Source organism: Roseomonas sp. SRI_022 (assembly GCF_057586215.1).
On sequence record NZ_JBYCZL010000008.1, the window covers coordinates 1 to 19770 of the forward strand.

Here is a 19770-nt window from a genome sequence, read left to right on the forward strand (position 1 = left end):
CGACGTTGGTCAGCAGACGGTCAAGACCGTCGATGGCGAATGCCGTCAGCGCCGCGAGACGCCCTTCCGCAACAACCAGCGCGGGGTCGAAGCCGGAAACATCCAGAGCAGGGATGACGAAACAAGGCGCGCCATCGCGACGGTTCTGCGGATCCAGCGACGCCACCCGGCGATGGATCTCCGCCGTGTCGTCCTCCAGCGTGAGGAAGACACTGGCGCCTGCGGCTTCCAGCGGAATGTGGCCGCCCAGGATCGAGAAGCCGCCGAGCGCGACCTCGCCAAACCTGCCCCGGATGGCGACCAGAAGGCACAGCGCAAGGGCGACCAGCGACTTTCCGATGCCACCTGCGCCGAAGATCAGGCCGACCTTTCCCAGCGGCATCAACGGGGTCAGCAGGAACTCCTGCGGTGGGGGCAGCCCGGCGGTCATGGCGTCGAGCCGGAACTCCCCGATCCGCGCCGCCGCGAACACATCGTCCGATGTGGCCTTGGCCTTATCCGCCTCGATCTCCGCCCGGGCCGTGCTGACGGCACGGGAAATGTCGTTGTAGCGGGACTGCCAACGGAACGGATGCGACACGCCATCCTTGATATCGCGGACGGACTCTGGGACGCCCTGCATGATGCCCTGCAGCGTCAGCACCGCCTGCGCGTCGGCCATGCCTCCCTTGAGGTATCGCATGGCGAGGGCGGCAATTGGCGCGTGGTAGTCGGCACCGGAGGTGATCGCCCTGACGAGTTCGCGCGAATCCCGCGGCTCTCCCTCGTTCGGCGCGTCCTGCGGCTTGTCATCGGTCTTCGGTCGCGTGGCCTCGAACACCGTCCATGCCTCGCGAAGCCGCTGTTCGGCATCATCGAGGTCGAGTTCATGCTCGGTCTCGGCGATGATGCGGCAGAGCCGCGGCGACGCCTTCCGGTGCCACGAGCCGGGCCAGCGCATCGGATGCACCATGGGGTTGCTGGTGCTGTCGCCGCCGACCAGGTCCTTCGCCATGGTGCGGCACAGCTTCAGCTTGGCGTGAGACGCCTCCTCGCGCGTCGGCTCGGTCAGGCGCCAGTGCAGATGCAGTTTCGGCTGCATGACTCCGTCCGCATCGGGCCATTCACCGCCACTGGCGACAACGACGGTCGCCGGCCCGAGGAGTTGCTCCAGGATCTGCCGCGCTTCCTCGGGCTGGCTGTCGCATTCCACACTGAGAGTGAGGCCGTTGTGCAGGTTGGATTCTGTCGCCTGAACGGCGGTCCGGAAGGTGGCGATCGGCGGCGCGAAGACAACCGGACGCTTCTCCCGGGCCGCCCGGGTGGCGAGGTCGCAGGCGGCATCGACGAGGTGCTGGCGTTCCGCGGCGAGGCGATGAGCCTGGATGCGGAAGACCTGGTCGGCATCGTCGTAGAACGATCGGAGGGAGACGTAGCTGCCGTCGTCGGCGTAGCGGAATAGCGCACCAACGAAGCGCTCGAGCTCGTCCCGATCCGCCTGAAGGGGGGGCTCGGCGTTCATCGCGGCGGATCGCCATTGTTGGCGGCGGCCGCCTGATCCTGCTCGGCGACGCGACGGCGGATGAGGGCGTCCTGCAGCGCAATGCCCAGCGTGCCGATGGCAGTGGCAACAGGGCACGGCACGGAGGCCGGGGCATCCGCACCTGGGTCATTCCAACGGCGGCGGAAGTGCGTGTTCACATCCGGATCGGACATCGCGGCGGCGGACGCGGCGTCCATCACGACACGCCCCGCAGCTGCTCGACTTCAAACGCCTCGATGTCCTCGAGCCGATAGGCAACTCGGCCTCCGAGCTTGAGATAGGGCGGCCCCAGCTTCAGCCAGCGCCAGCGCTCCAACGTGCGCGGGCTGATGTTCCAACGGCGGGCGAGTTCGTTCTGACCAAGGCGGATTGGCGGTGAACGGAGAACGGTAGACATGCGCGGCACCTCGCGGACTGCAGTGATGCCGCGCAGGTAGTCTGGTTGATTGGTCGAAAATCCCCTGGTTGCTGGTTAATTGGTCAATTGCTCAATTTCGTCGGAATGATCATCGGTATGCCCTGGAAATTCGCCATTTTCACGGGCCGCCGGTAGGCTCTGGTTTATTGGTCGTTTGGTGCAATTTCGCCTTTTTCGACCAGCAGCCGAGCGTAAATCTCCGGGAGATGCTTACGAACCGTCTCCTCCTTCGGAAATCCGATCCTGCGCTCATGGCCCGACGTCCCGACGCGCTTGATCAATCGAGCCGCGAATGCGGTCCATGGGCCAGGGTCTTGGGGCGCTCCGTTCCGGAAGAGGTCATCCCAGTGCGCGCGGAGGGCCTCCTCGACGACAATCCTCGTGTTCTTCCTGCCTCCCAGATGCTGCTTCACCCCTGCGGCCGCGGTCTCCGTCGCCTGGTCGCCGAGCGCGCCGTTCGGCGCTGCACTCGGATCGTCAGGGATCTCGGCCCTCTGCTCTCCGGCGCCATAGCTTACTGTCACGGCGAGGTACCGGGCGTCATCAAAACTCACCGTGCCGCGCTGAAAGTCGAAGACGAAGTCGGCGGCCCAGACACCAGGCACAAGCGTTGCCTCCAACTCGCGACGGGGCTTTGCCATGACGCCCTGCAGGCGGAACTCGCCGCGGACCAAACGAGCCCGGAAGTCGTCCTCAAGTGCCTCCCAGGCACGCAGCAGTCGAGTGAAGTCCGGCGGTCCAAGCGTCCACCGGCGATCGGACGGCTTTGCCAGATCCTGAACGTCGCACAACAGCGGGTACATGGGGAATCCAGCTATCTCGTATTCGGTGTGATCCCGCTCGTGGCGGCACACCTCACTCACCAGCAACGGATCGGTCCATTCGCGCAGCGCAGTCACAAGCGGCACGGCACCCGCCGTGGTGCGCATCTGGCGCAATCTCTCGTCGCACGGGATTGCGTTGGCCGCCGGTTCGGCCGTCACATCCCAGTACGCATCCTCACGGAAGAGGATGGTGTTCTGCCGGGGGTAGTAAAGCAACTCGGTAGCCGAGGCCGCTGGGAGCGGTTCGGGATCGCGACGACGGAACGGCCTCGTCATCCATCCCCACAACACGATCTCGCCCGAGGCTACCTTTCCGCTGAAGTGGGCGAACAGCGCGTACCAAGCGCGCTCAAGGGCGTGCAGGCGCGGGTCGAGCCCATGCCGGCGCATCTCCTTACCCATTTTCCGGTGATGCACGATCTCGGCGAGCCACTGGCGTTGATGCTGATCGCATTGGTCCGGGGTGAATGGCGCTTCGGCCATCTCGACGGCGCGCAGCAGGTCGGGGTCCGACCATGCCCTCAGGGCCGCGGCCAAGGGGAGGACCCTTGGGATCGACTCGGGTGTCATGGTCTCCATGATATCGCAATCAATGCCGCATTTCGCAGGATTGCGCCCTGATGCGCCGGAATGTGGACAAGGCCGCCGACCCGCTGGGGCACCTCCCGCCCCACCTGCGCGAGGTCTGCGACCTCCTCGCCCGCGGCCTGCTGCGGCTGCGAAGCCGCACCACCGAGGATTTCGACCGCGACCTCGGGGTTGAGGGAGAGGGTTCGCTACACTTCTCCGCCCACCAGAGCGTGCATGCGGACCCCTTGGAGAGGACTTCCGCATGACCCGCCGATCCCGCAGTTCCGATGCCATCGAGCCTGTCGCGCTGCCCATCGCGGCGATGCCCCGCGATCAGGTGCTCGGCCGCCTGTCTTGGATCCAGACCGCGCCGATCGCCGAGCTGAAGGATGAGTGGCGCCGGCTCTACGGCAAGGAACCGCCCCCATTCAGCCGCAGCTACATCACCAGCCGGCTCGCCTATCGCATCCAGGAATTGGCCTATGGCGGGCTGAGGCCGGAGACACGGGCGCGCCTCGAGGCGCTGGGCGAGCAGTTGGACGGCGGGAATGTCGTGTTGCGGCGGGTCCGCGCTGACAGTCGACCGCTGCCTGGCACGCGGCTGATCCGCGAGCATGACGGCGTGCAGCATGTCGTCACCGTCCGCGCCGATGACTTCGAGTATGAGGGGCGGCCGTATCGATCCCTGTCGGCCATCGCGCGGCACATCACGGGCACGCGGTGGAATGGCTGGGCATTCTTCGGGCTGAAGGGGAGGGTGGGCGCATGAGCCGCCGCAAGCTCCCTGCCGATGGCACCATGCCGTCGAGCACAAAGAAGCTCCGCTGCGCTGTCTACACCAGGAAATCCACCGACGAGGGCCTCGACAAGGAGTTCAACACCCTCGATGCGCAGCGAGAAGCGTGCGAGGCGTATGTGGCGAGCCAACGCGCCGAGGGGTGGGTGCTAGTCCGAGACCGCTACGACGATGGTGGATTCTCTGGCGGCACGCTGGAGCGCCCCGCGCTCAAGCGCTTGCTGGCCGATATCGAGCAGGATCTCGTCGACGTCATCGTGGTCTACAAGATTGACCGCCTCTCCCGCTCGCTGATGGACTTCGCCAAGCTAGTCGAGACGATGGAGGCGCATGGCGTGACCTTCGTCTCGGTCACGCAGTCATTCAACACGACCACCAGCATGGGGCGGCTGACGCTGAACATCCTGCTCAGCTTTGCGCAGTTCGAGCGAGAGGTCATCGGGGAGCGGATCCGCGACAAGGTGGCGGCGTCGAAGGCGCGGGGCATGTGGATGGGCGGGCGAGTACCGCTCGGATACGACCTCGCCAATCGGAAGCTGGTGGTGAACGAGATCGAAGCCGCGCGGGTGCGGCGGGTGTTCGAACTATTCGTCGAGACCGGCTCCGGCGTGGAGACGGTGCGTCGGCTGCAGGCCGAGGGTATCGCCAGCAGATCCGGTAAGCTGCTGGACAAGGGCGACGTCTACAAGGCGCTGAACCTGCGGACCTACATCGGGGAGGTCACGCACAAGGGGAATGTCTATCGCGGTGAGCACGAGGGCATCGTGCCGCGGGATCTGTGGGACCGGGCGCATGCCATCCTGCAGGTGAGCCCACGAACTCGGGGCGCGCAGAACCGACAGCATGCGCCCGCGCTGCTGAAGGGGCTGATCTTTGGGGTAGACGGAAGGGCGCTATCGCCGACGCATGCGGTGAAGAATGGCCGGCGCTACTGCTACTACGTTGCGCAGCGGGTGCTGAAGACCGACGCGCTCGTGGATGACGGGCTCGTCCGGCGCGTCTCGGCGGCGCAGATCGAGGGCGCGGTCATCAGTCAGGTCCGAGCGTTGCTCCGTCAGTCGGAGATCGTGGTCGGCACCTGGCTCGCGGCACGACGGGAGGCGCCCGAGCTCACCGAACGCGAGGTCAGGGACGCGCTCCATCGGCTCGATCCGCTGTGGGAGGAACTGTTCCCTGCCGAGCAGGCGCGGATCGTCCGGGCGCTGGTAGAGAAGGTGGTGGTCGGGCCCGGCGGCGCCGACATCCGGCTCCGTGTCGAGGGGCTGGCAGGGTTGGTCAGGGATCTCGGCGCCATCGCGCCCGAGGCGCTGAGGGCCGCGGCGTGACCGCCGCGACCAGCATCACGGTCCGGGTGCCGCTGAAGATCCGGCGGCGGCCGGGGCGGAAGACGGTGGTCATGCCGACGGCGTGGGAGGCCAGCGACGGGACCATCCCGACGCGCACGGACCCGGCGCTGGTGAAGGCGCTTGCTCGAGCGTTCCGGTATCAGCGGCTGCTCGATGACGGACGCTACGCCACGATCACCGAGATGGCGTCGGCGGAGAAGATCGAACGAGGGTATCTCGGCAGCCTGCTGCGGCTCACGCTGCTGGCGCCGAGCATTGTGGAGGACTTGCTGAACGCCAACAATTGTCGTGGCCTGGCGCTGCCGGAGGTATTTGAGCCATTTCCCGAAATCTGGGAACGACAGCACGAGCTTATGAAGCACCGATAGCAATCCCTCGCTATCGGATCTTAATCTTCGAAGTGGCTCACGCACCCAGATAAACCGCTCGGCATGATGATGCGCCAAATGCCTAGCAGCAGCGCCGAATCTTACTTCCCTAGTATTTGCGGCGACGAGAGATCTGTGCTGGCCCTAGATTGGCCAGGCTGAATTCTGAAGGACATGTGCCTCCATGAATTTGAGAGCCTCTATCCTTTCGTGCCGCAAAGCACGCCGATGGCCGCAAAATCTGGGCGCGCGACGGCTCGAAGTACATCGTGGCGCCGAGCGCAATCTTCAAGAAATTCGGCGGGTTCTTCCAAGCACGAAGCCGGCCGCCGCAACGGCCGCCGTTAGCATTGTGCCCCAGGCTAGATCGATGACCGTTACGACGGCCGGCCAGTCCCGCAAGGTTGCCTGGTTGGTGAGGTCGTAGGTGGCATAGGCGCACAGGCCGAACACCGCGCCCCGCCACGCCGCGCCTTTCCAGTTCTCTGCCGGTCGCTGCGCGAGCAGCAGGATGCCGAGTAGGTAGAGCAGGTAGAACGCGATGGCGGGCGCCAGCAGGAAGCCGTCTTCTCGCATCAAGTGGCCGATCCGAGCGCGGTAGAGCGGCTCCGCAGTCAGCGTCAGCCACACGGAATCGATCGCCAGCATCACGAAGCCGCTGGCCAGGTAGATGCGAAGGAGTTCCGGCATCAGGCGATCTCATAGTGGATGGCGGATCCGTCGCTGCCGCGAAAACGCAGGCCGAGCCATGCGGGCGTCGCGTCGTACCAGGTCTCAAGGTCGACATCGCCCCTGAGCACGAAGCGCGTGCCGCGGCGTTGCGGCGCCCATGGCAGCGGCCCCGCGCCTTCGGGCGTAACCGTCGGCCGCATCACCGCGCCGGTCTGGGTGTTGATGAAGGGACCATCGAGCATGCGGCGATTCCAGTGCGTTGCGGGCATGGCGCCGGGCGGGGCGATATAGCGGCCGGCGCGGCTGCTTTCCACCGCCAGGGTTTCGCCCTGACGCCGCATCGCAATGGTGCTGACGCTGCCATCGTCGTTGGTCTCTGCCTCGAAAGCGACGACCTGCCCGTCTTCCCACGTCTCGGTGGCGCGGTGACGGTAGCGATAGAACGTGATGCGGCCGAAGCCCACCGCGAGGTCCACCGCGATGCGCACGACGAGGCGGGCGCCCCCGCCCTCGAAGGTCAGGGCATGCTGGCCGATGGCGCTGCCGTCTCGGACCACCCGGAAGCCGAGCCGCCGTGCCGGCGGAATCGGCAGGGCCGCGAGGGACGGCGCCGCCGGCAGTACTGCAGCGCCGGCGAGGATCGAGCGACGCGAGATCATGCTCCAGCCTCCTCTCGGCGCAGGCGATAGAAGCCGACATCGATCGCACCCGCGCGGAACCCGCCCTCGCAATAGGCGAGGTAATAGCGCCACAGCCGGCGGAAGCGCTCGTCGAGGCCACAATGCGCGACCTCCTGCTGTGCCTGCATGAAGCGACGCTGCCAGTCGGCGAGCGTGCGGGCGTAGCTCGCTCCGAAGCGTTCCTCATGGTCGAGCGTGAGCCCTGCTGCGGCCGCCTGCTCCCCGATGATGCGCGGCGTCGGCAGCATGCCGCCCGGAAAGATGTGCCGCTGGATGAAGTCAGCACCGCGGCGGTAGGCCGCGAAGCGCTCCTCCGCGATGGTGATCACCTGCAGCACCGCGACGCCGCCGGGCGTGAGGCGCTCGCGCAGCGTGCTGAAGAAGGTCGGCCAATAGGCCTCGCCCACCGCCTCCAGCATCTCGATCGAGACGATGCGGTCGAAGCGCCCGGGCACGTCGCGATAGTCCTGCAGCCGCAGCGACGCCCATGTTGCCAGGCCTTTGCACGCAAGGCGATCCTGCGCCCAGGCGAGCTGAGCGGGCGAGAGGGTGACGCCGGTGAAGGCGCCGTCATGTGCGTCGAGGATGCGCTCCGCAAGGCCACCCCAGCCGATCCCGATCTCGAGCACGCTTTCGCCGCCCCGCAGGTCCATCAGCTCGATGGCCCGGTCCTGCTTCGCCGCTTGCGCTTCCTCGAGCGTCGTCCCCTGCGCGGTGTAGAGGCCCGAGGAATAGGACATGCCGGCATCAAGCCACGCGGCGAAGAAGTCGTTGCCGAGGTCGTAGTGCGCGATGATGTTCCGGGCACTTCCTGTGCGCGTGTTGGTCCGGCGCAGGTGCATCAGGCGGTTGGCGAGGCGCGACAGCACCGTGCCGCCGATCCGGCGGTCCAGCGCCGGGCCATTCGCCGCGGCCAGTTCCACCACGGTCGCGAGGTCGGGACTCGACCAGTCGCCGTCGCCATAGGCCTCGGCGAAAGCAATGTCGCCGCCGAGCGCGAGGCGCCGAAGCGCGCGCCAGCGATGCAGGACGATGCTCGCTTCCGGCCCCGGCAGCGGGGCGCGATGGGCGACGCGCGGCCCTTCGGGCGTTGTCACTTCGAGGCTGCCGCGCTTCAGCCCCGCCATGACGCGGCGCAGCGGCAGCGTGCGCAGCCCCGCGAGGCTGGCGATCGGTGCCGCGAGGCGCGGGATGGGCAAGGCCTGGCTCATCGGCTGTGTCCCTGGCTGGTGATGGTCACGGGCGCCGCGGGTGGCGCCGGGCGCGGACGCAGCCGCAGCCCCTTCCGCCACAGCTTCAGGGCCTCCCAATGGATGCCGCCGAGCACGCGGGCGGCGAGAAGCGGATGGGCGAGGAAGGCGCCAAGCAGCCCGGCATCGGTCAGCTCCCGCCGCCGTCCGGTGAAGGCGGCGAAGAGCAGCGGCCCTTCGGCATCATGCGCATCGACGCCGAGGCTCAGCGCCTCGCCCGGCAGTGATATGCGGAAGCGGTAAGACAGGCCCATCTCCATGAAGGGCGAGACGTAGAATCGCTTGTCGCAATGCTGCCGCAGCGCGCCGTCGATCGAGTGCGTCACAGGGATCAAATACGAATGCCGCTGGCCGAAGGTGTTGTTCACCTCGTAAAGCATCGCCCGCAGGGCGCCGTCGGCGGCGTAGCAGAAGTAGACGGTGAGCGGGTTGAACACCATGCCGAGCACGCGTGGCATGCACAGCACACCGATCCGCCCGCGCATGGGCTCGATCCCGGCCGCGCGCAGCAGTGCCTCGACCTGCGCGCGCAGCGGCGTCGCGCTGCCGTCGCCATGGTCCGCGTCGTGGAAGGAGAACAGCGCCCGCCTGTTGTGGCCGAACAGCGTGAGGCGCCGGTCGAGCACCGGCAACTCGTCGAGGTCGAGCAGCATGTTCAGCATGCGATAGCGCAGCCGATGCCGCACCGGCCGCAGCCGGGCATGCACGACGGCGCCGGCATAGAGCGCGGATTCCGTCATGCGACAGCCAGACCCGCCGGCACGGGCGCGTGAATGCGCGAGGACCCCGCCAGCACCGACCAGGGGCGCCGGACGCCGCCGAGCTGCTCCGCAACGGCGAGGCCGGCCTGCAGGCCGTCCTCGTGGAATCCTGCACCGAACCAGGCGCCGCAGTACCAGGTGCGGCGCGTGCCCTGCAGCGACCAGAGCCCGCGCTGTGCGCGGATCGCGGCGGCATCGAACTGCGGATGGGAGAAGCATTCCTCGTGCAGGATCTGCGCGGGCTCCTCCATCGGATTGAGCGTCACGAAGTGCGGGCCGCAGTCGCTCGGCAGGTCCTGCAGCAGGTCCATCCAGTAGGTGACGCTGAGGGCGCCGTCGGCACGGCCGAGGTAGTTCCAGCTCGCCCAGGCGGCGCGTCGGCGCGGCATGAACCGTGGATCGCGGTGCAGCACCACGCGATTGGGCGCCGTGCGCAGGGCGCCGAGCAGCGCGCGCTCGCTGTCCGAGGGATCGTCGAGCATCGCCAGCGCCTGCGGCGCGTGGGTCGCGATCACCACGTCATCGTAGCGCTCGGCCGTGCCGTCCTCTGCCCGCACCAGCACCGCGTCCTCCTCCCGCCGAATGGCAGAGACGCCGCAGCCCAGGCGGATGCGGCCCCCGAGCGGCGCGGTGAGGCGCTGCACATAGGCGCGGCTGCCCCCCGTCACGGTGCGCCAGACCGGCCGATCGCGCAGCTTCAGCAGGCCGTGGTTCTCGCAGAACCGGATGAAGGCGGTCGCGGGGTAGGCGCCGACCTCGGCGGCCGGAGTGGACCAGATCGCCGCCGCAATGGGCAGCAGATGGTCTTGCACGAAGCCCGGGCCGTAACCCTCCCGCGCCAGGTAGGCGTCGAGGCTGGTAAGGTCCCGCTCCAGCGCCGCGGCGTCGCCCGGGGCCGACCGATAGAAGCGCATGAGGTCGCGCAGCATGGACCAGAAGCGCGGCCGAAGCGCATTGGCCGGCTGCGCGAGCAGCCCCCGCAGGTTGGTGCCCGCATATTCCAGCCGGCCGCCGTCGAGGGAGACCGCGAAGGACATGTCCGACGCCTGGGTCTCGACATCGAGATGGCGGAAGAGCGCAACGAGATTAGGATAGGTGGCCTCGTTGTAGACAATGAAGCCCATATCGACCGGGGTTCCGGCCACGTCCACCGTCCGACTATGCCCGCCGGGGCGAACGGCCCGCTCGTACACCGTGACCTCATGTGCGCGGGACAGTAGCCAGGCCGCCGAGAGACCGGCGATTCCCGTGCCGATCACTGCCACACGCTTGCGTTGATCCCCTGCCATGCGTCGATCCCAGCTCCCACCCCGCCTGTGCTCGCGATGGAAACGCTTGGAGGGCGCTGTTGGATCACCCGACACTTCCGGTGATCCAATCCGCGTTCCACTTCGTTTCAAGGGGTGATGATTGACCTGCTGCACAATCAGGGCCGGGATCCGAGCCGCCGGGGGGCCGTTGCCATGACGGAGGGCACGGTGCCGGGCGCGATGCCACCCACGGACGGCGCCGCGCTGCTCGCGGCGATCGCCTCGCGCGGCGATCGCGCTGCCTTCGCTGCGCTGTTCGCGCATTTCGCCCCGCGGGTGAAGGGCTACCTTCTCCGCCTCGGCCTGCCAGATGCGCAGGCGGAGGAACTGGCGCAGGAGACGCTGCTGACGGCCTGGCGCCGGGCCGACCAGTTCGATCCCGCGCTCGGCGGCGCGGCTGCCTGGATCTTCACCATCGCACGCAACCTTCGCATCGACGCGGTCCGGCGCGACCGGCTCGTACCGCAGCTCGAACTGATGGCGGAGGAGCCCGATCCGCCGCCGGCCGCCGACCGAATCCTCGAATTCGGCCAGCATGCCGCGCGCCTGCGGGAGGCTCTTGCGTGCCTTCCGGCCGAGCAGGCCGAGGTGATCCACCTCTCCTTCTTCGACGACCGGCCGCATGCGGAGATCGAGCGCAGCCTCGGCATTCCGCTCGGCACCGTGAAATCCCGCCTGCGCCTGGCCATGGCTCGGCTGCGGTCCCTTCTGGACGACCTGCGATGATCCGCCGCCATCCCTCCGAGGCGATACTGCTGGCCTATGCGGCCGGCACCCTGCCTGCCCCCCACAGCATCGTCATCCGGACGCACCTCGCGATGTGCGGCGACTGCCGCGGCACCGTGCGCCTGGCCACCGCCCTGGGTGGCGCGATGCTCGAGGAGGCGCCGGCGGCGGCGATGGCCGGGGACGCGCTGTCGCGTACCCTCGCGCAGCTCGGCGAGACTGAACGCGCCGCGCCCCCCGCCCGCGTGCAGGTCACCGTCGACGACTTCGCGACCGGACGCTGGTGGTGGCTCGGGCCCGGCATACGCCTCATGCCGCTGATCCGGCGCGATCGGCAGGATGCGCGGCTCGACCTGATCCGCGTGGCGCCCGGCATCGCACTGCCCGGCCATGGGCATACCGGCGATGAGATCACCTGCGTCCTGCAGGGTGCCTTCGGCGACGAGACCGGCGAGTACCACGCAGGCGACGTCGCCGAGGGCGACGAGGGACTGGAGCACCAGCCGACTGCGCTCGACACCGGGCGGGAGTGCGTCTGCTTGATCGCGACGACCGGACGGCTGCGGGCCCATTCCTGGCTGGCGCGCATCGTGCAGCCGGTCTTCGGCATCTGAGCGTGGAGCGCCGGCCGATGCTTGCTGCATTGGGCGCGCTGGCGGTCGGGGCCTGTTCGCCCGTGACGGTGCTCAATGCCCTAGCGCCACGCGCTGATGTGCGGGAGACGACGGGCCTCGCCTATGCCGGCGGCGCCCGGCACGGCATCGACGTCTATGCGCCCAAGGATGCGGTGGGCGCGCCCGTCATCCTGTTCCTCTACGGCGGGTCATGGGACAGCGGTGAGCGCGGCATGTACCGCTTCCTCGGCACCTCGCTCGCCGGGGGCGGCGTCGTGTGCATGGTTCCCGACTACCGCGTCTGGCCGGATGTGCGCTTCCCGGCCTTCATGCATGACGCGGCGCGGGCGCTGGCCTGGGCGCGCGCCAATGCGGCGGCCCATGGCGGCGACGCCGCCCGCATCGTGCTGATGGGCCATTCGGCCGGGGCGCAGATGGCGACGCTGCTCGCGCTCGACGGCGATTACCTGGCCGGCGAGGGGCTGCGGCCGGACAGCGCGTTGCGCGGCGTGGTGGGGCTGGCCGGACCCTACGATTTCCTCCCGCTCCGCGATCCGACCCTGCGTGCGATCTTCGGGCCGGAGCGGGAATGGCCGGCCTCCCAGCCGGTGAACTACGCGCATCCGGGCGCGCCGCCGATGCTGCTGGCGACGGGTGACCAGGATTCGACGGTGCTGCCACGCAACACCGCGCGGCTCACGGCACGGCTGCGTGCCACCGGCAACGACGTGCAGTCGGTGACCTATCCGGGCATCGGCCACAGGGAGATCCTCGGCGCCTTCGCCCCGGAGCTGCGCTTCCTGGCCCCCGTGCGGCACGACGTGCTGCGCTTCGTCGCGGAGGCGACGGCATGATCCTGCTCGTCGCCGCGCTCTTCCTCTGCATCGTCATGGCTGCGGCATGGTGGGTGCAGCGGCGCCTGCGCAACGCCGGCTGGGCCGATGCCTTCTGGACCTTCGGCCTCGGCGCGGCTGGGATCGGCGTCGCCATCCTGGGCGGCACCGGGCCACGGCGATACCTCGTGGCCGGGCTGATCGGCGCCTGGGCGATCCGGCTCGGCGGACACATCGTCGCGCGCACCCGCGGCGCGCCGGAGGATTCGCGCTACGCGCATTTCCGCAAGGAATGGGGCGACGCCTTCGAGCCACGCATGTTCGGCTTCCTGCAGATCCAGGCGGGCGCCGCGGCGTTGCTGCTGGTGCCGGTGCTGCTCGCCGCCGCCTCCCCGCGCGCGATAGGCTGGCTCGACGTCGCGGCGGTGGCTGTTTCGCTGCTCGCCTTCACGGGCGAAGGCGTGGCCGACCGGCAGTTGCAGGCCTTCCGGTCCGACCCGGACAATCGCGGGCGCGTGTGCGACACCGGGCTCTGGGCCTATTCGCGCCACCCGAACTACGTCTTCGAGTGGCTGCACTGGTGGGCCTATCCGCTGCTGGCCATCGGGGCCGGCTGGGCCTGGCTGGCGCTGATCGGGCCGGCCTTCATGTACTGGCTGCTGGTGTACATCTCCGGTATCCCGCCGCTCGAGGCGCAGATGCTGCGCAGCCGCGGCAACGCCTATCGCGCCTATCAGCAGCGCGTCAGCGCATTCCTGCCACTGCCGAAGGGATGGTCGTCATGAGCCTCGTCGCCGCCGCAGTCTCTGCCGCCGAGCGCGTGCCACTGCCGGATGGCGTGATGCGCGCCGGCATCACCGCGCTCGTCGGGCGCACCGCGCGCCGCCTGCGCAACACACCCGCTGGGACCGAGCGCGCCTTCGCCGAGGCGATGCGCACCCATCCGATCGCCTTGTTTCCGGTGGACGTGAACGCGCAGCACTACGAGCTGCCGCCGGCCTTCTTCGAACAGGTTCTCGGTCCGCGCCTCAAATATTCCTGCAGTCTCTATCCCGACGCCGAGACCACGCTCGCGCAGGCCGAGGAACTCGCACTCGCCGAGACCGCCGCCCATGCCGACCTCGCCGACGGGCAGGACATCCTCGAGCTCGGCTGCGGCTGGGGATCCCTGACGCTGTGGATGGCCGAACGCTTTCCGGCGTCGCGCATCACGGCGATTTCCAACTCCGCCCCGCAGCGTGAGCACATCGAGCGCCAAGCGGCGCGGCGCGGATTGCTGAACGTTGAGGTCATCACCGCCGACATGAACCGCTTCGCGACCGAGCATCGCTTCGACCGCGTCGTCTCGGTCGAGATGTTCGAGCACATGTCGAACTGGCCACAGCTCCTTGCCAACATCCATGGCTGGCTGCGGCTCGACGGCCGGCTCTTCCTGCACGTCTTCAGCCATGAGGCGACGCCATATCGCTTCGACCACACCGACCGCGCGGACTGGATCGCGCAGCATTTCTTCACCGGCGGCATCATGCCGAGCCACAACCTGATCCGCCATGTCGCCGAGCCCTTCGCGGTCGAGGCCGAATGGCGCTGGTCCGGCACGCACTACGAGCGCACGGCGCTCGACTGGATTGCGCGCTTCGATGCGAATGCCGGGACGATCGAGGCGGCCCTGCAAGAGACCTATGGTAGGGACTGGATGCTATGGCGCCGACGCTGGCGGCTGTTCTTCCTCGCCACGGCCGGCTTGTTCGGGACAAAGGGCGGCACGGAATGGGGCGTCAGCCACTACCGGCTGCGGCCGATGTGAGCCTCTCCGTGCGCCTGGGCGCCTACGTCGATCATCCTGACCCGGCGACGCGGCTGGCGAACACTGTCGCGTTTCTGGTGGGATCGAATGGGCCCTTCTATCCGCTCTATGTCTGGTGGCTGGTACCGGAAGCGGGGCCGGCGGCGCTCGCGACCATGGCGGCGAGCCCGTTCTTTCTCGCCTTGCCCTGGCTCTCCCGCCGGAGCTCGGCTGCGGCGCGCGCGGCACTTCCGGGCGTCGGCATCGGGAATACCGTATGGACGGCGGCGATGCTCGGCACCGGCACGGGCGTGGGCGCGTTTCTGTTTCCTTGCATGGTGCTGGCCACGCTGTGCTGGCGCGAGAAGCGAGTCACACTGTTTCTCGTGGGCGCCGGGCTGATGGTTCAGCAACTGCTGCTTCAATGGCCCTGGACTCCGATATCGGAACTCGAAGCGGGCAGCCAGATGGCATTGGTGTCCCTGAACAGCTTGAGCGCCGGGGCGCTTATCGCGTTCGTTGCCTTTAGGATGGCGTGCCTACTGGCGGACGACGGTGCGCGCGGACCGCCAACTGGAAGGGCGTAGTGACGCCAGCCTCAGAGTCCATGGGACGCCCAGCTCAGCGGGAGTGATGGCGCCAGACCTGCGCAGCCAAGCGCGGGTGTCGATCAACGATTCGCTGCAACGCAACATTGCTGGGGCAATCAGATTACTGAATTTCGCCGGTGGGTTCGGAAAAATCTTGTGGAAATTCAACTATCTAAGCTTGCGGGTAGAATCGCCTTACCCTCAAGGTTCGGAGACTTTCCGCTCTCTCCGGCCGAAATTGGGCGGTAGTTGCTCCCTCGAACCATTAAGGTCGAGGCGCAAACCGCGGCCAAACCTGCGCCTCAGCGCGGTGCCCTGACCAAGAGAGACAGGTTGTGAGAGAGAAAATTGGAGCAGCGGACGGGATTCGAACCGTCGACCCCGAGGGGGTGGTCAGACGATGGTTCGGTATAAGGGTGTGTAGGCTCCCGAACCCTCCCGCTGGAGGGCAACCGCCCCCCAGACCCAGGGGCTGTTGATGGCCGGATTGGGGGAGGGGCTCAAGGGTACGCCCGTCATCAAGGGCGCGCTGTGCCCCTCCCCCAATCCGGCCATGAAGTTCTCGCGGGTCTGGGGGCACGTATGCTCCCAGCGGGGGGTCCGGGGGGCAGGCCCCCCGATCGCGACCCGCCTCATCCTCGCCGCCCGTCGTGCCTACTCGGCCGCCGCGCGGTGCGGTTCGCTGCCCGGCCGTCGCACGCGCAGGCGGCGGATGCGGCGGGGGTCGGCGTCGAGGACGCGGAATTCCAGCCCTGACGGGTGGGAGATGAGTTCGCCCTTGGCTGGGACGCGTCCGGCCAGGGTGAAGACGAGGCCGCCCACGGTGTCGATGTCGGCGGCGCGTTCCTCGTCGGTCAGAACCTGGCCGAGCTTGGCTTCGAAGGTTTCGACCGGGGTGCGGGCGTCGAGTTCGATCGTCCCGTCCGGGCGTTCCGTCATGTGCGGGGCGGCGTCTTCGTCGTGCTCGTCGGAGATGTCGCCGACGATGGTCTCGACCAGGTCCTCGATGGTGATGAGGCCGTCGATGCCGCCGTATTCGTCCACCACCAGCGCCATGTGGATGCGCGACTGGCGCATCTGCAGCAGCAGGTCGAGCACCGGGATGGACGGCACCACGAAGAGCGGCTTGCGCATCACCGCCTTGAGGTCGAAGGGCGCGTTCAATCCGACCGCGGCGAAGACGTCCTTGATGTGGACCATGCCCGCGATGTCGTCGAGGCTTTCGCGATAGATCGGGTAGCGGCTGTGCCCGTCCTTCTGGATCAGCGCGATCGCCTGTTCGAGCGTGTAGTCCTCGGGCATCGCCATGATGTCGGCGCGCGGCACCATCACGTCGTAGGCGGTGGTGCCCTGCAGGCGCAGCACGTTGGACAGCAGCGCGCGCTCATGGGTGTCGAGGTCGCTGTCGTCCAGTTCGGTGGCGTGGTGCTTGTCCTCGCCGCGCTCGATCAGTTCCTCGACGCGGTCGCGGACGGATTCCGCTTCCCGGCGGCGGAGCAGACCCTGCAGCTTCCAGAACAGGCCCGGTTTGCCCGATAGGTCGCTCACCTTGCTTGACCCTCAGACGCCGGGCGCCGCGCATCCGCCCGGCTTGGCTTCGCGCCCCGCGCTGTCGTGCCGGGGGCCGCGGGCAGTCTGGGCGCGGTCGCGCTGTGCGCTCCGGGCTCGCTGTCCGCGAGCCGATGGGTGCGTGCGGCGGGCATCACGTTGCCCCCCGCCAAGGGTTGGGTAGGCCGAGGCGGCGCATCACGCGCGCTTCCGCGCGTTCCATCCGCCGTGCTTCGCCGGCTTCCAGGTGGTCGTGGCCGGCCAGGTGCAGCGCGCCATGCGCGACGAGATGGGCGAGGTGCGCGGCGGTCTTGCGGCCGGCTTCGCGCGCTTCGCGTCGCACCACGCCGAGTGCCAACGCGACATCGCCGAGCTGCCCGGGCAACCCGGCAGGGAAGGACAGGACGTTGGTCGGCTTCACCTTGGCGCGGTGCTGGCTGTTCAGGCGCTTGACCGCGGCATCGTCGGTCAGCAGCACGGTGACCGCGCCGCTCGCCCCCGCCTCGCGCAGGGCGGCCTCGGCGGCCCGGCGCGCCAGCGCCTCGGGCCGCTTCACGGCGGCGCGCCAGCCTGGCGCCGCCAGGATCACGGAGATGTCCAGCATCTCCGATGATCCGTTCCGAAGCCCAGCCTGATCGCCCGATGTGCGACCGCGGCCGGGACGGCTACTTCCCGGTTCCATACCTCTCCTTCTTCGCCCGGGACTGCTCGTCCACCCGCCCATAGGCGGCGACGATCCGGGCAACCAGCGGATGCCTTACCACATCCCGCTCGGCAAATCTCGTGACACCGATCCCATCGACGCCCTCAAGGATCTTCAGCGCCTCGGCGAGGCCCGAGGGCTGGCCGTTGGGCAGATCGACCTGGGTCGGGTCGCCGGTGATGACCATGCGCGAGCCCTCGCCCATGCGGGTGAGGAACATCTTGATCTGCGCCGGCGTGGTGTTCTGCGCCTCATCGAGGATGCAGTAGGCATGCGCCAGGGTGCGGCCGCGCATGAAGGCGAGCGGGGCGATCTCGATCTCCCCGGCGGCGATGCGCCGCGCCACCTGCTCGCCGGGCAGCATGTCGTGCAGCGCGTCGTACAGCGGGCGGAGATAGGGATCGACCTTCTCCTTCATGTCGCCGGGCAGGAAGCCGAGCCGTTCACCGGCCTCGACCGCCGGGCGGGACAGCACGATGCGGTCCACACGGCCCGATTGCAGGAGGGCCACGCCCTGCGCCACGGCCAGGTAGGTCTTGCCGGTGCCGGCCGGGCCGATGCCGAAGACCATCTCCTGCCGCGCCAGCATCTCGATATAGGCGCCCTGGGCCGGGGAGCGCGGCGCGATGGCGCCCTTGCGGGTGCGGATCGCCGGCAGGTCGCGCAGCGGCAGGCGGGGTTCGCCCTGTTCCGCTCCGCCTTCGGCAAGGCGCAGCGCGGCCTCGACCTCGGCGGTGCCGACGTGCTGGCCCTGTTCCAGCCGTTTCCACAGTGCCAGCAGCGCCGCCTCCGCCATTTCCGTCCTGTCCGCCCCGCCCGAGATGGCGATGCGATTGCCGCGGGAGGCGAGGCGCACGCCGAGCACCTGCTCGATCCGCGCCAGATGCCGGTCATGCTCCCCATGCAGGAGCGGCAGCAGGACGTTGTCGTCGAATTGCAGCGTGACGGAGCGTTGCTCGATCGGGCTGCGGGGGTCCGTGGCGCGGAGGGCGAGGCTGGATGTGGCGGTCAAGCGGCTGGTCTCTCCCTGGGTTCGGCGTGGCGGGGTGCCACCGGCGCCCCGGTAAGGGAATTGGGGTGTCCGGCCAGGATCCGCACCGGCACCACCTGCCCGATGAGGTCCGTTGGCCCATCGAAATGCACCGGGTTCAGCCAGGGGGTGCGGCCGGCCATCTGGCCGGGGTGGCGGCCGGGGCCGGTGACCAGAACTTCGGCCAGCATGCCCGCGCGGGACCGGTTGAAAGCGGTCTGTTGATCGCGCAGCAGGGCCTGGATCTCGGCCAGCCGGGCGTCCTTCAGATCCTCTGCAACCTGCCCGGCCATGGTCGAGGCCGGCGTGCCCGGACGCGCCGAATATTTGAATGAAAAGGCCTGGGCGAAACCGGTGTCGCGGATCAGCGCAAGTGTCGCGGCGTGGTCGGCGTCGGATTCACCGGGGTGGCCGGCGATGATGTCCGTGGACAGCGCGAGATCCGGGCGCGCCGCGCGCAGCCGGTCCACCAGCCGGCGGTAGTCATCCGCCGTGTGCCCGCGGTTCATCATCTTGAGGATGCGGTCGGAACCCGACTGCACCGGCAGGTGCAGGAAGGGCATGATCGCCGGCGTGTCGCCATGTGCGGCGATCAGGTCGTCATCCATGTCGCGCGGGTGGGACGTGGTGTAGCGCAGCCGCGCCAGGCCCTCGATTTCCGCGAGGCGCCGCAGCAGGCGCCCGAGCGTCCACGGCCCTCCGTCCGGCCCGTCGCCATGCCAGGCATTCACGTTCTGGCCAAGCAATGTGATTTCGCGCGCGCCGAGCGCGACGAGCCGTTCGGCCTCCGCGACGATCGCCGCCACCGGGCGGGAATATTCCGACCCGCGCGTATAGGGCACGACGCAGAAGGAACAGAACTTGTCGCAGCCTTCCTGCACGGTCAGGAACGCGGTCGCACCCTGCGGCGCGGTCGTTTCCGGCAGGTGGTCGAACTTGTCCTCGGGCGGGAATTCCGTCTCGATCACCGCGCCGGCGGCACGGGATGCGCGGGCGACCATCTCCGGCAGGCGATGATACGATTGCGGGCCGAGCACGATGTCCACCCAGGGGGCGCGGGTGGTGATCTCGGCCCCTTCGGCCTGGGCGACGCAGCCGGCGACCGCGATCACCATGTCGCCGCCCTTGGCCTGCTTCGCCTCGCGCAGCCGGCCGAGGTCGGAGAACACCTTCTCCGTCGCCTTTTCCCGGATGTGGCAGGTGTTGAGGATGACCATGTCGGCCTCCTCCGCCACCTCGGTCGGCGCATAGCCGAGCGGCGCCAGCACGTCCGCCATGCGTGCGCTGTCATACACATTCATCTGGCAACCCCAGGTGCGGATCAGAAGGCGCTTCCGTGGGGTGGTGCTGTCGGTCATTCGGGTCAGGCTCCGCCGGCCCCGCCGCGGGTGCCGCGGCGAAGGCTGGCGGGGGAGATGCGCAC

At 68.5% G+C, this 19770-nt stretch carries 23 protein-coding genes; 10 read left to right on the forward strand and 13 right to left on the reverse strand.

What is annotated here, in order from left to right:
• From AC2YHJ_RS09590 to AC2YHJ_RS09605, 4 genes are all read right to left on the reverse strand, one after another.
• Positions 1-1501 (reverse strand): AAA family ATPase (locus AC2YHJ_RS09590; RefSeq protein WP_487395620.1); only part of this gene is annotated, 1501 nt, incomplete at its 3' end.
• The gene (locus tag AC2YHJ_RS09595) at positions 1498-1719 is read right to left on the reverse strand and encodes a hypothetical protein (RefSeq protein WP_487395622.1); all 222 of its coding nucleotides are present in this window, start codon (positions 1717-1719) and stop codon (positions 1498-1500) included. The genes AC2YHJ_RS09590 and AC2YHJ_RS09595, both read right to left, overlap by 4 nt.
• Positions 1719-1919, reverse strand: a complete 201-nt coding sequence (locus AC2YHJ_RS09600; RefSeq protein WP_487395623.1) for a helix-turn-helix transcriptional regulator — start codon at positions 1917-1919, stop codon at positions 1719-1721. The genes AC2YHJ_RS09595 and AC2YHJ_RS09600 overlap by 1 nt, the downstream gene beginning before the upstream one ends.
• Positions 1920-2083: 164 nt before the next feature.
• The gene (locus AC2YHJ_RS09605) at positions 2084-3343 is read right to left on the reverse strand and encodes a hypothetical protein (RefSeq protein ID WP_487395625.1); all 1260 of its coding nucleotides are present in this window, start codon (positions 3341-3343) and stop codon (positions 2084-2086) included.
• Between the two features lie 41 nt (positions 3344-3384).
• On the opposite strand from AC2YHJ_RS09605, the gene AC2YHJ_RS09610 reads away from it, so the two are divergent.
• The 4 genes from AC2YHJ_RS09610 to AC2YHJ_RS09625 are packed head-to-tail and all read left to right on the forward strand — an operon-like array spanning position 3385 to position 5844.
• Positions 3385-3600 (forward strand): hypothetical protein, encoded by a 216-nt coding sequence (locus tag AC2YHJ_RS09610; protein ID WP_487395626.1) that lies wholly within the window; start codon positions 3385-3387, stop codon positions 3598-3600.
• Positions 3597-4103, forward strand: coding sequence for a DUF2924 domain-containing protein (locus tag AC2YHJ_RS09615; protein WP_487395627.1), 507 nt, complete (start codon positions 3597-3599; stop codon positions 4101-4103). Before AC2YHJ_RS09610 ends, AC2YHJ_RS09615 begins: the two co-directional genes overlap by 4 nt.
• Positions 4100-5455 (forward strand): recombinase family protein, encoded by a 1356-nt coding sequence (locus AC2YHJ_RS09620; RefSeq protein ID WP_487395628.1) that lies wholly within the window; start codon positions 4100-4102, stop codon positions 5453-5455. The genes AC2YHJ_RS09615 and AC2YHJ_RS09620 overlap by 4 nt, the downstream gene beginning before the upstream one ends.
• Positions 5452-5844, forward strand: coding sequence for a hypothetical protein (locus AC2YHJ_RS09625; RefSeq protein ID WP_487395629.1), 393 nt, complete (start codon positions 5452-5454; stop codon positions 5842-5844). Before AC2YHJ_RS09620 ends, AC2YHJ_RS09625 begins: the two co-directional genes overlap by 4 nt.
• Positions 5845-6132: 288 nt before the next feature.
• On the opposite strand, the gene AC2YHJ_RS09630 is transcribed toward AC2YHJ_RS09625, so the two are convergent.
• The 5 genes from AC2YHJ_RS09630 to AC2YHJ_RS09650 are packed head-to-tail and all read right to left on the reverse strand — an operon-like array spanning position 6133 to position 10496.
• Positions 6133-6534, reverse strand: a complete 402-nt coding sequence (locus tag AC2YHJ_RS09630; RefSeq protein ID WP_487395630.1) for a DUF2177 family protein — start codon at positions 6532-6534, stop codon at positions 6133-6135.
• Positions 6534-7175 carry a DUF6134 family protein gene (locus AC2YHJ_RS09635; RefSeq protein WP_487395632.1) on the reverse strand — a complete coding sequence of 214 codons (642 nt, stop codon included), beginning with the start codon at positions 7173-7175 and terminating at the stop codon, positions 6534-6536. Before AC2YHJ_RS09635 ends, AC2YHJ_RS09630 begins: the two co-directional genes overlap by 1 nt.
• A complete protein-coding gene (locus AC2YHJ_RS09640) occupies positions 7172-8407 on the reverse strand; it encodes a class I SAM-dependent methyltransferase (RefSeq protein ID WP_487395633.1) in 1236 nt (411 codons plus the stop codon). Before AC2YHJ_RS09640 ends, AC2YHJ_RS09635 begins: the two co-directional genes overlap by 4 nt.
• Positions 8404-9186, reverse strand: coding sequence for a DUF1365 domain-containing protein (locus tag AC2YHJ_RS09645; protein ID WP_487395635.1), 783 nt, complete (start codon positions 9184-9186; stop codon positions 8404-8406). Before AC2YHJ_RS09645 ends, AC2YHJ_RS09640 begins: the two co-directional genes overlap by 4 nt.
• Complete coding sequence (locus AC2YHJ_RS09650; protein ID WP_487395636.1) at positions 9183-10496, reverse strand: NAD(P)/FAD-dependent oxidoreductase; 1314 nt, start codon at positions 10494-10496, stop codon at positions 9183-9185. Before AC2YHJ_RS09650 ends, AC2YHJ_RS09645 begins: the two co-directional genes overlap by 4 nt.
• A gap of 174 nt (positions 10497-10670) precedes the next feature.
• Here AC2YHJ_RS09650 and AC2YHJ_RS09655 point away from each other — a divergent pair, with 174 nt between their 5' ends.
• The 6 genes from AC2YHJ_RS09655 to AC2YHJ_RS09680 are packed head-to-tail and all read left to right on the forward strand — an operon-like array spanning position 10671 to position 15063.
• On the forward strand, positions 10671-11243 hold the full coding sequence (locus AC2YHJ_RS09655; protein ID WP_487395638.1) for a sigma-70 family RNA polymerase sigma factor: 573 nt from the start codon (positions 10671-10673) through the stop codon (positions 11241-11243).
• Positions 11240-11857, forward strand: a complete 618-nt coding sequence (locus AC2YHJ_RS09660; RefSeq protein ID WP_487395639.1) for a ChrR family anti-sigma-E factor — start codon at positions 11240-11242, stop codon at positions 11855-11857. Before AC2YHJ_RS09655 ends, AC2YHJ_RS09660 begins: the two co-directional genes overlap by 4 nt.
• Before the next feature lie 17 nt (positions 11858-11874).
• Positions 11875-12711 (forward strand): alpha/beta hydrolase, encoded by an 837-nt coding sequence (locus AC2YHJ_RS09665; RefSeq protein WP_487395640.1) that lies wholly within the window; start codon positions 11875-11877, stop codon positions 12709-12711.
• The gene (locus AC2YHJ_RS09670) at positions 12708-13475 is read left to right on the forward strand and encodes a DUF1295 domain-containing protein (protein ID WP_487395641.1); all 768 of its coding nucleotides are present in this window, start codon (positions 12708-12710) and stop codon (positions 13473-13475) included. The genes AC2YHJ_RS09665 and AC2YHJ_RS09670 overlap by 4 nt, the downstream gene beginning before the upstream one ends.
• On the forward strand, positions 13472-14497 hold the full coding sequence (locus tag AC2YHJ_RS09675; RefSeq protein WP_487395642.1) for an SAM-dependent methyltransferase: 1026 nt from the start codon (positions 13472-13474) through the stop codon (positions 14495-14497). Before AC2YHJ_RS09670 ends, AC2YHJ_RS09675 begins: the two co-directional genes overlap by 4 nt.
• A complete protein-coding gene (locus tag AC2YHJ_RS09680) occupies positions 14494-15063 on the forward strand; it encodes a hypothetical protein (RefSeq protein WP_487395643.1) in 570 nt (189 codons plus the stop codon). The genes AC2YHJ_RS09675 and AC2YHJ_RS09680 overlap by 4 nt, the downstream gene beginning before the upstream one ends.
• A gap of 657 nt (positions 15064-15720) precedes the next feature.
• On the opposite strand, the gene AC2YHJ_RS09685 is transcribed toward AC2YHJ_RS09680, so the two are convergent.
• The 4 genes from AC2YHJ_RS09685 to miaB all read right to left on the reverse strand — a co-directional run bounded on the left by AC2YHJ_RS09685 (position 15721) and on the right by miaB (position 19705).
• On the reverse strand, positions 15721-16614 hold the full coding sequence (locus AC2YHJ_RS09685; protein ID WP_487395645.1) for a hemolysin family protein: 894 nt from the start codon (positions 16612-16614) through the stop codon (positions 15721-15723).
• A 154-nt stretch (positions 16615-16768) separates the two neighbouring features.
• Complete coding sequence (ybeY, locus tag AC2YHJ_RS09690; RefSeq protein ID WP_487395646.1) at positions 16769-17218, reverse strand: rRNA maturation RNase YbeY; 450 nt, start codon at positions 17216-17218, stop codon at positions 16769-16771.
• Between the two features lie 61 nt (positions 17219-17279).
• Positions 17280-18329 carry a PhoH family protein gene (locus AC2YHJ_RS09695; RefSeq protein ID WP_487395647.1) on the reverse strand — a complete coding sequence of 350 codons (1050 nt, stop codon included), beginning with the start codon at positions 18327-18329 and terminating at the stop codon, positions 17280-17282.
• Positions 18326-19705 (reverse strand): tRNA (N6-isopentenyl adenosine(37)-C2)-methylthiotransferase MiaB, encoded by a 1380-nt coding sequence (gene miaB / locus AC2YHJ_RS09700; RefSeq protein ID WP_487395648.1) that lies wholly within the window; start codon positions 19703-19705, stop codon positions 18326-18328. The genes AC2YHJ_RS09695 and miaB overlap by 4 nt, the downstream gene beginning before the upstream one ends.
• Positions 19706-19770 lie beyond the last annotated feature (65 nt).

What these genes read in the sequence shown, in the direction of transcription:
- AC2YHJ_RS09595 (WP_487395622.1), bottom strand. Translation starts at nt 1,719, where the DNA reads ATGGACGCCGCGTCCGCCGCCGCGATGTCCGATCCGGATGTGAACACG.
- AC2YHJ_RS09600 (WP_487395623.1), bottom strand. Translation starts at nt 1,919, where the DNA reads ATGTCTACCGTTCTCCGTTCACCGCCAATCCGCCTTGGTCAGAACGAA.
- AC2YHJ_RS09605 (WP_487395625.1), bottom strand. Translation starts at nt 3,343, where the DNA reads ATGGAGACCATGACACCCGAGTCGATCCCAAGGGTCCTCCCCTTGGCC.
- AC2YHJ_RS09610 (WP_487395626.1), top strand. Translation starts at nt 3,385, where the DNA reads ATGCGCCGGAATGTGGACAAGGCCGCCGACCCGCTGGGGCACCTCCCG.
- AC2YHJ_RS09615 (WP_487395627.1), top strand. Translation starts at nt 3,597, where the DNA reads ATGACCCGCCGATCCCGCAGTTCCGATGCCATCGAGCCTGTCGCGCTG.
- AC2YHJ_RS09620 (WP_487395628.1), top strand. Translation starts at nt 4,100, where the DNA reads ATGAGCCGCCGCAAGCTCCCTGCCGATGGCACCATGCCGTCGAGCACA.
- AC2YHJ_RS09630 (WP_487395630.1), bottom strand. Translation starts at nt 6,534, where the DNA reads ATGCCGGAACTCCTTCGCATCTACCTGGCCAGCGGCTTCGTGATGCTG.
- AC2YHJ_RS09635 (WP_487395632.1), bottom strand. Translation starts at nt 7,175, where the DNA reads ATGATCTCGCGTCGCTCGATCCTCGCCGGCGCTGCAGTACTGCCGGCG.
- AC2YHJ_RS09640 (WP_487395633.1), bottom strand. Translation starts at nt 8,407, where the DNA reads ATGAGCCAGGCCTTGCCCATCCCGCGCCTCGCGGCACCGATCGCCAGC.
- AC2YHJ_RS09645 (WP_487395635.1), bottom strand. Translation starts at nt 9,186, where the DNA reads ATGACGGAATCCGCGCTCTATGCCGGCGCCGTCGTGCATGCCCGGCTG.
- AC2YHJ_RS09650 (WP_487395636.1), bottom strand. Translation starts at nt 10,496, where the DNA reads ATGGCAGGGGATCAACGCAAGCGTGTGGCAGTGATCGGCACGGGAATC.
- AC2YHJ_RS09655 (WP_487395638.1), top strand. Translation starts at nt 10,671, where the DNA reads ATGACGGAGGGCACGGTGCCGGGCGCGATGCCACCCACGGACGGCGCC.
- AC2YHJ_RS09660 (WP_487395639.1), top strand. Translation starts at nt 11,240, where the DNA reads ATGATCCGCCGCCATCCCTCCGAGGCGATACTGCTGGCCTATGCGGCC.
- AC2YHJ_RS09665 (WP_487395640.1), top strand. Translation starts at nt 11,875, where the DNA reads ATGCTTGCTGCATTGGGCGCGCTGGCGGTCGGGGCCTGTTCGCCCGTG.
- AC2YHJ_RS09670 (WP_487395641.1), top strand. Translation starts at nt 12,708, where the DNA reads ATGATCCTGCTCGTCGCCGCGCTCTTCCTCTGCATCGTCATGGCTGCG.
- AC2YHJ_RS09675 (WP_487395642.1), top strand. Translation starts at nt 13,472, where the DNA reads ATGAGCCTCGTCGCCGCCGCAGTCTCTGCCGCCGAGCGCGTGCCACTG.
- ybeY (WP_487395646.1), bottom strand. Translation starts at nt 17,218, where the DNA reads ATGCTGGACATCTCCGTGATCCTGGCGGCGCCAGGCTGGCGCGCCGCC.
- miaB (WP_487395648.1), bottom strand. Translation starts at nt 19,705, where the DNA reads ATGACCGACAGCACCACCCCACGGAAGCGCCTTCTGATCCGCACCTGG.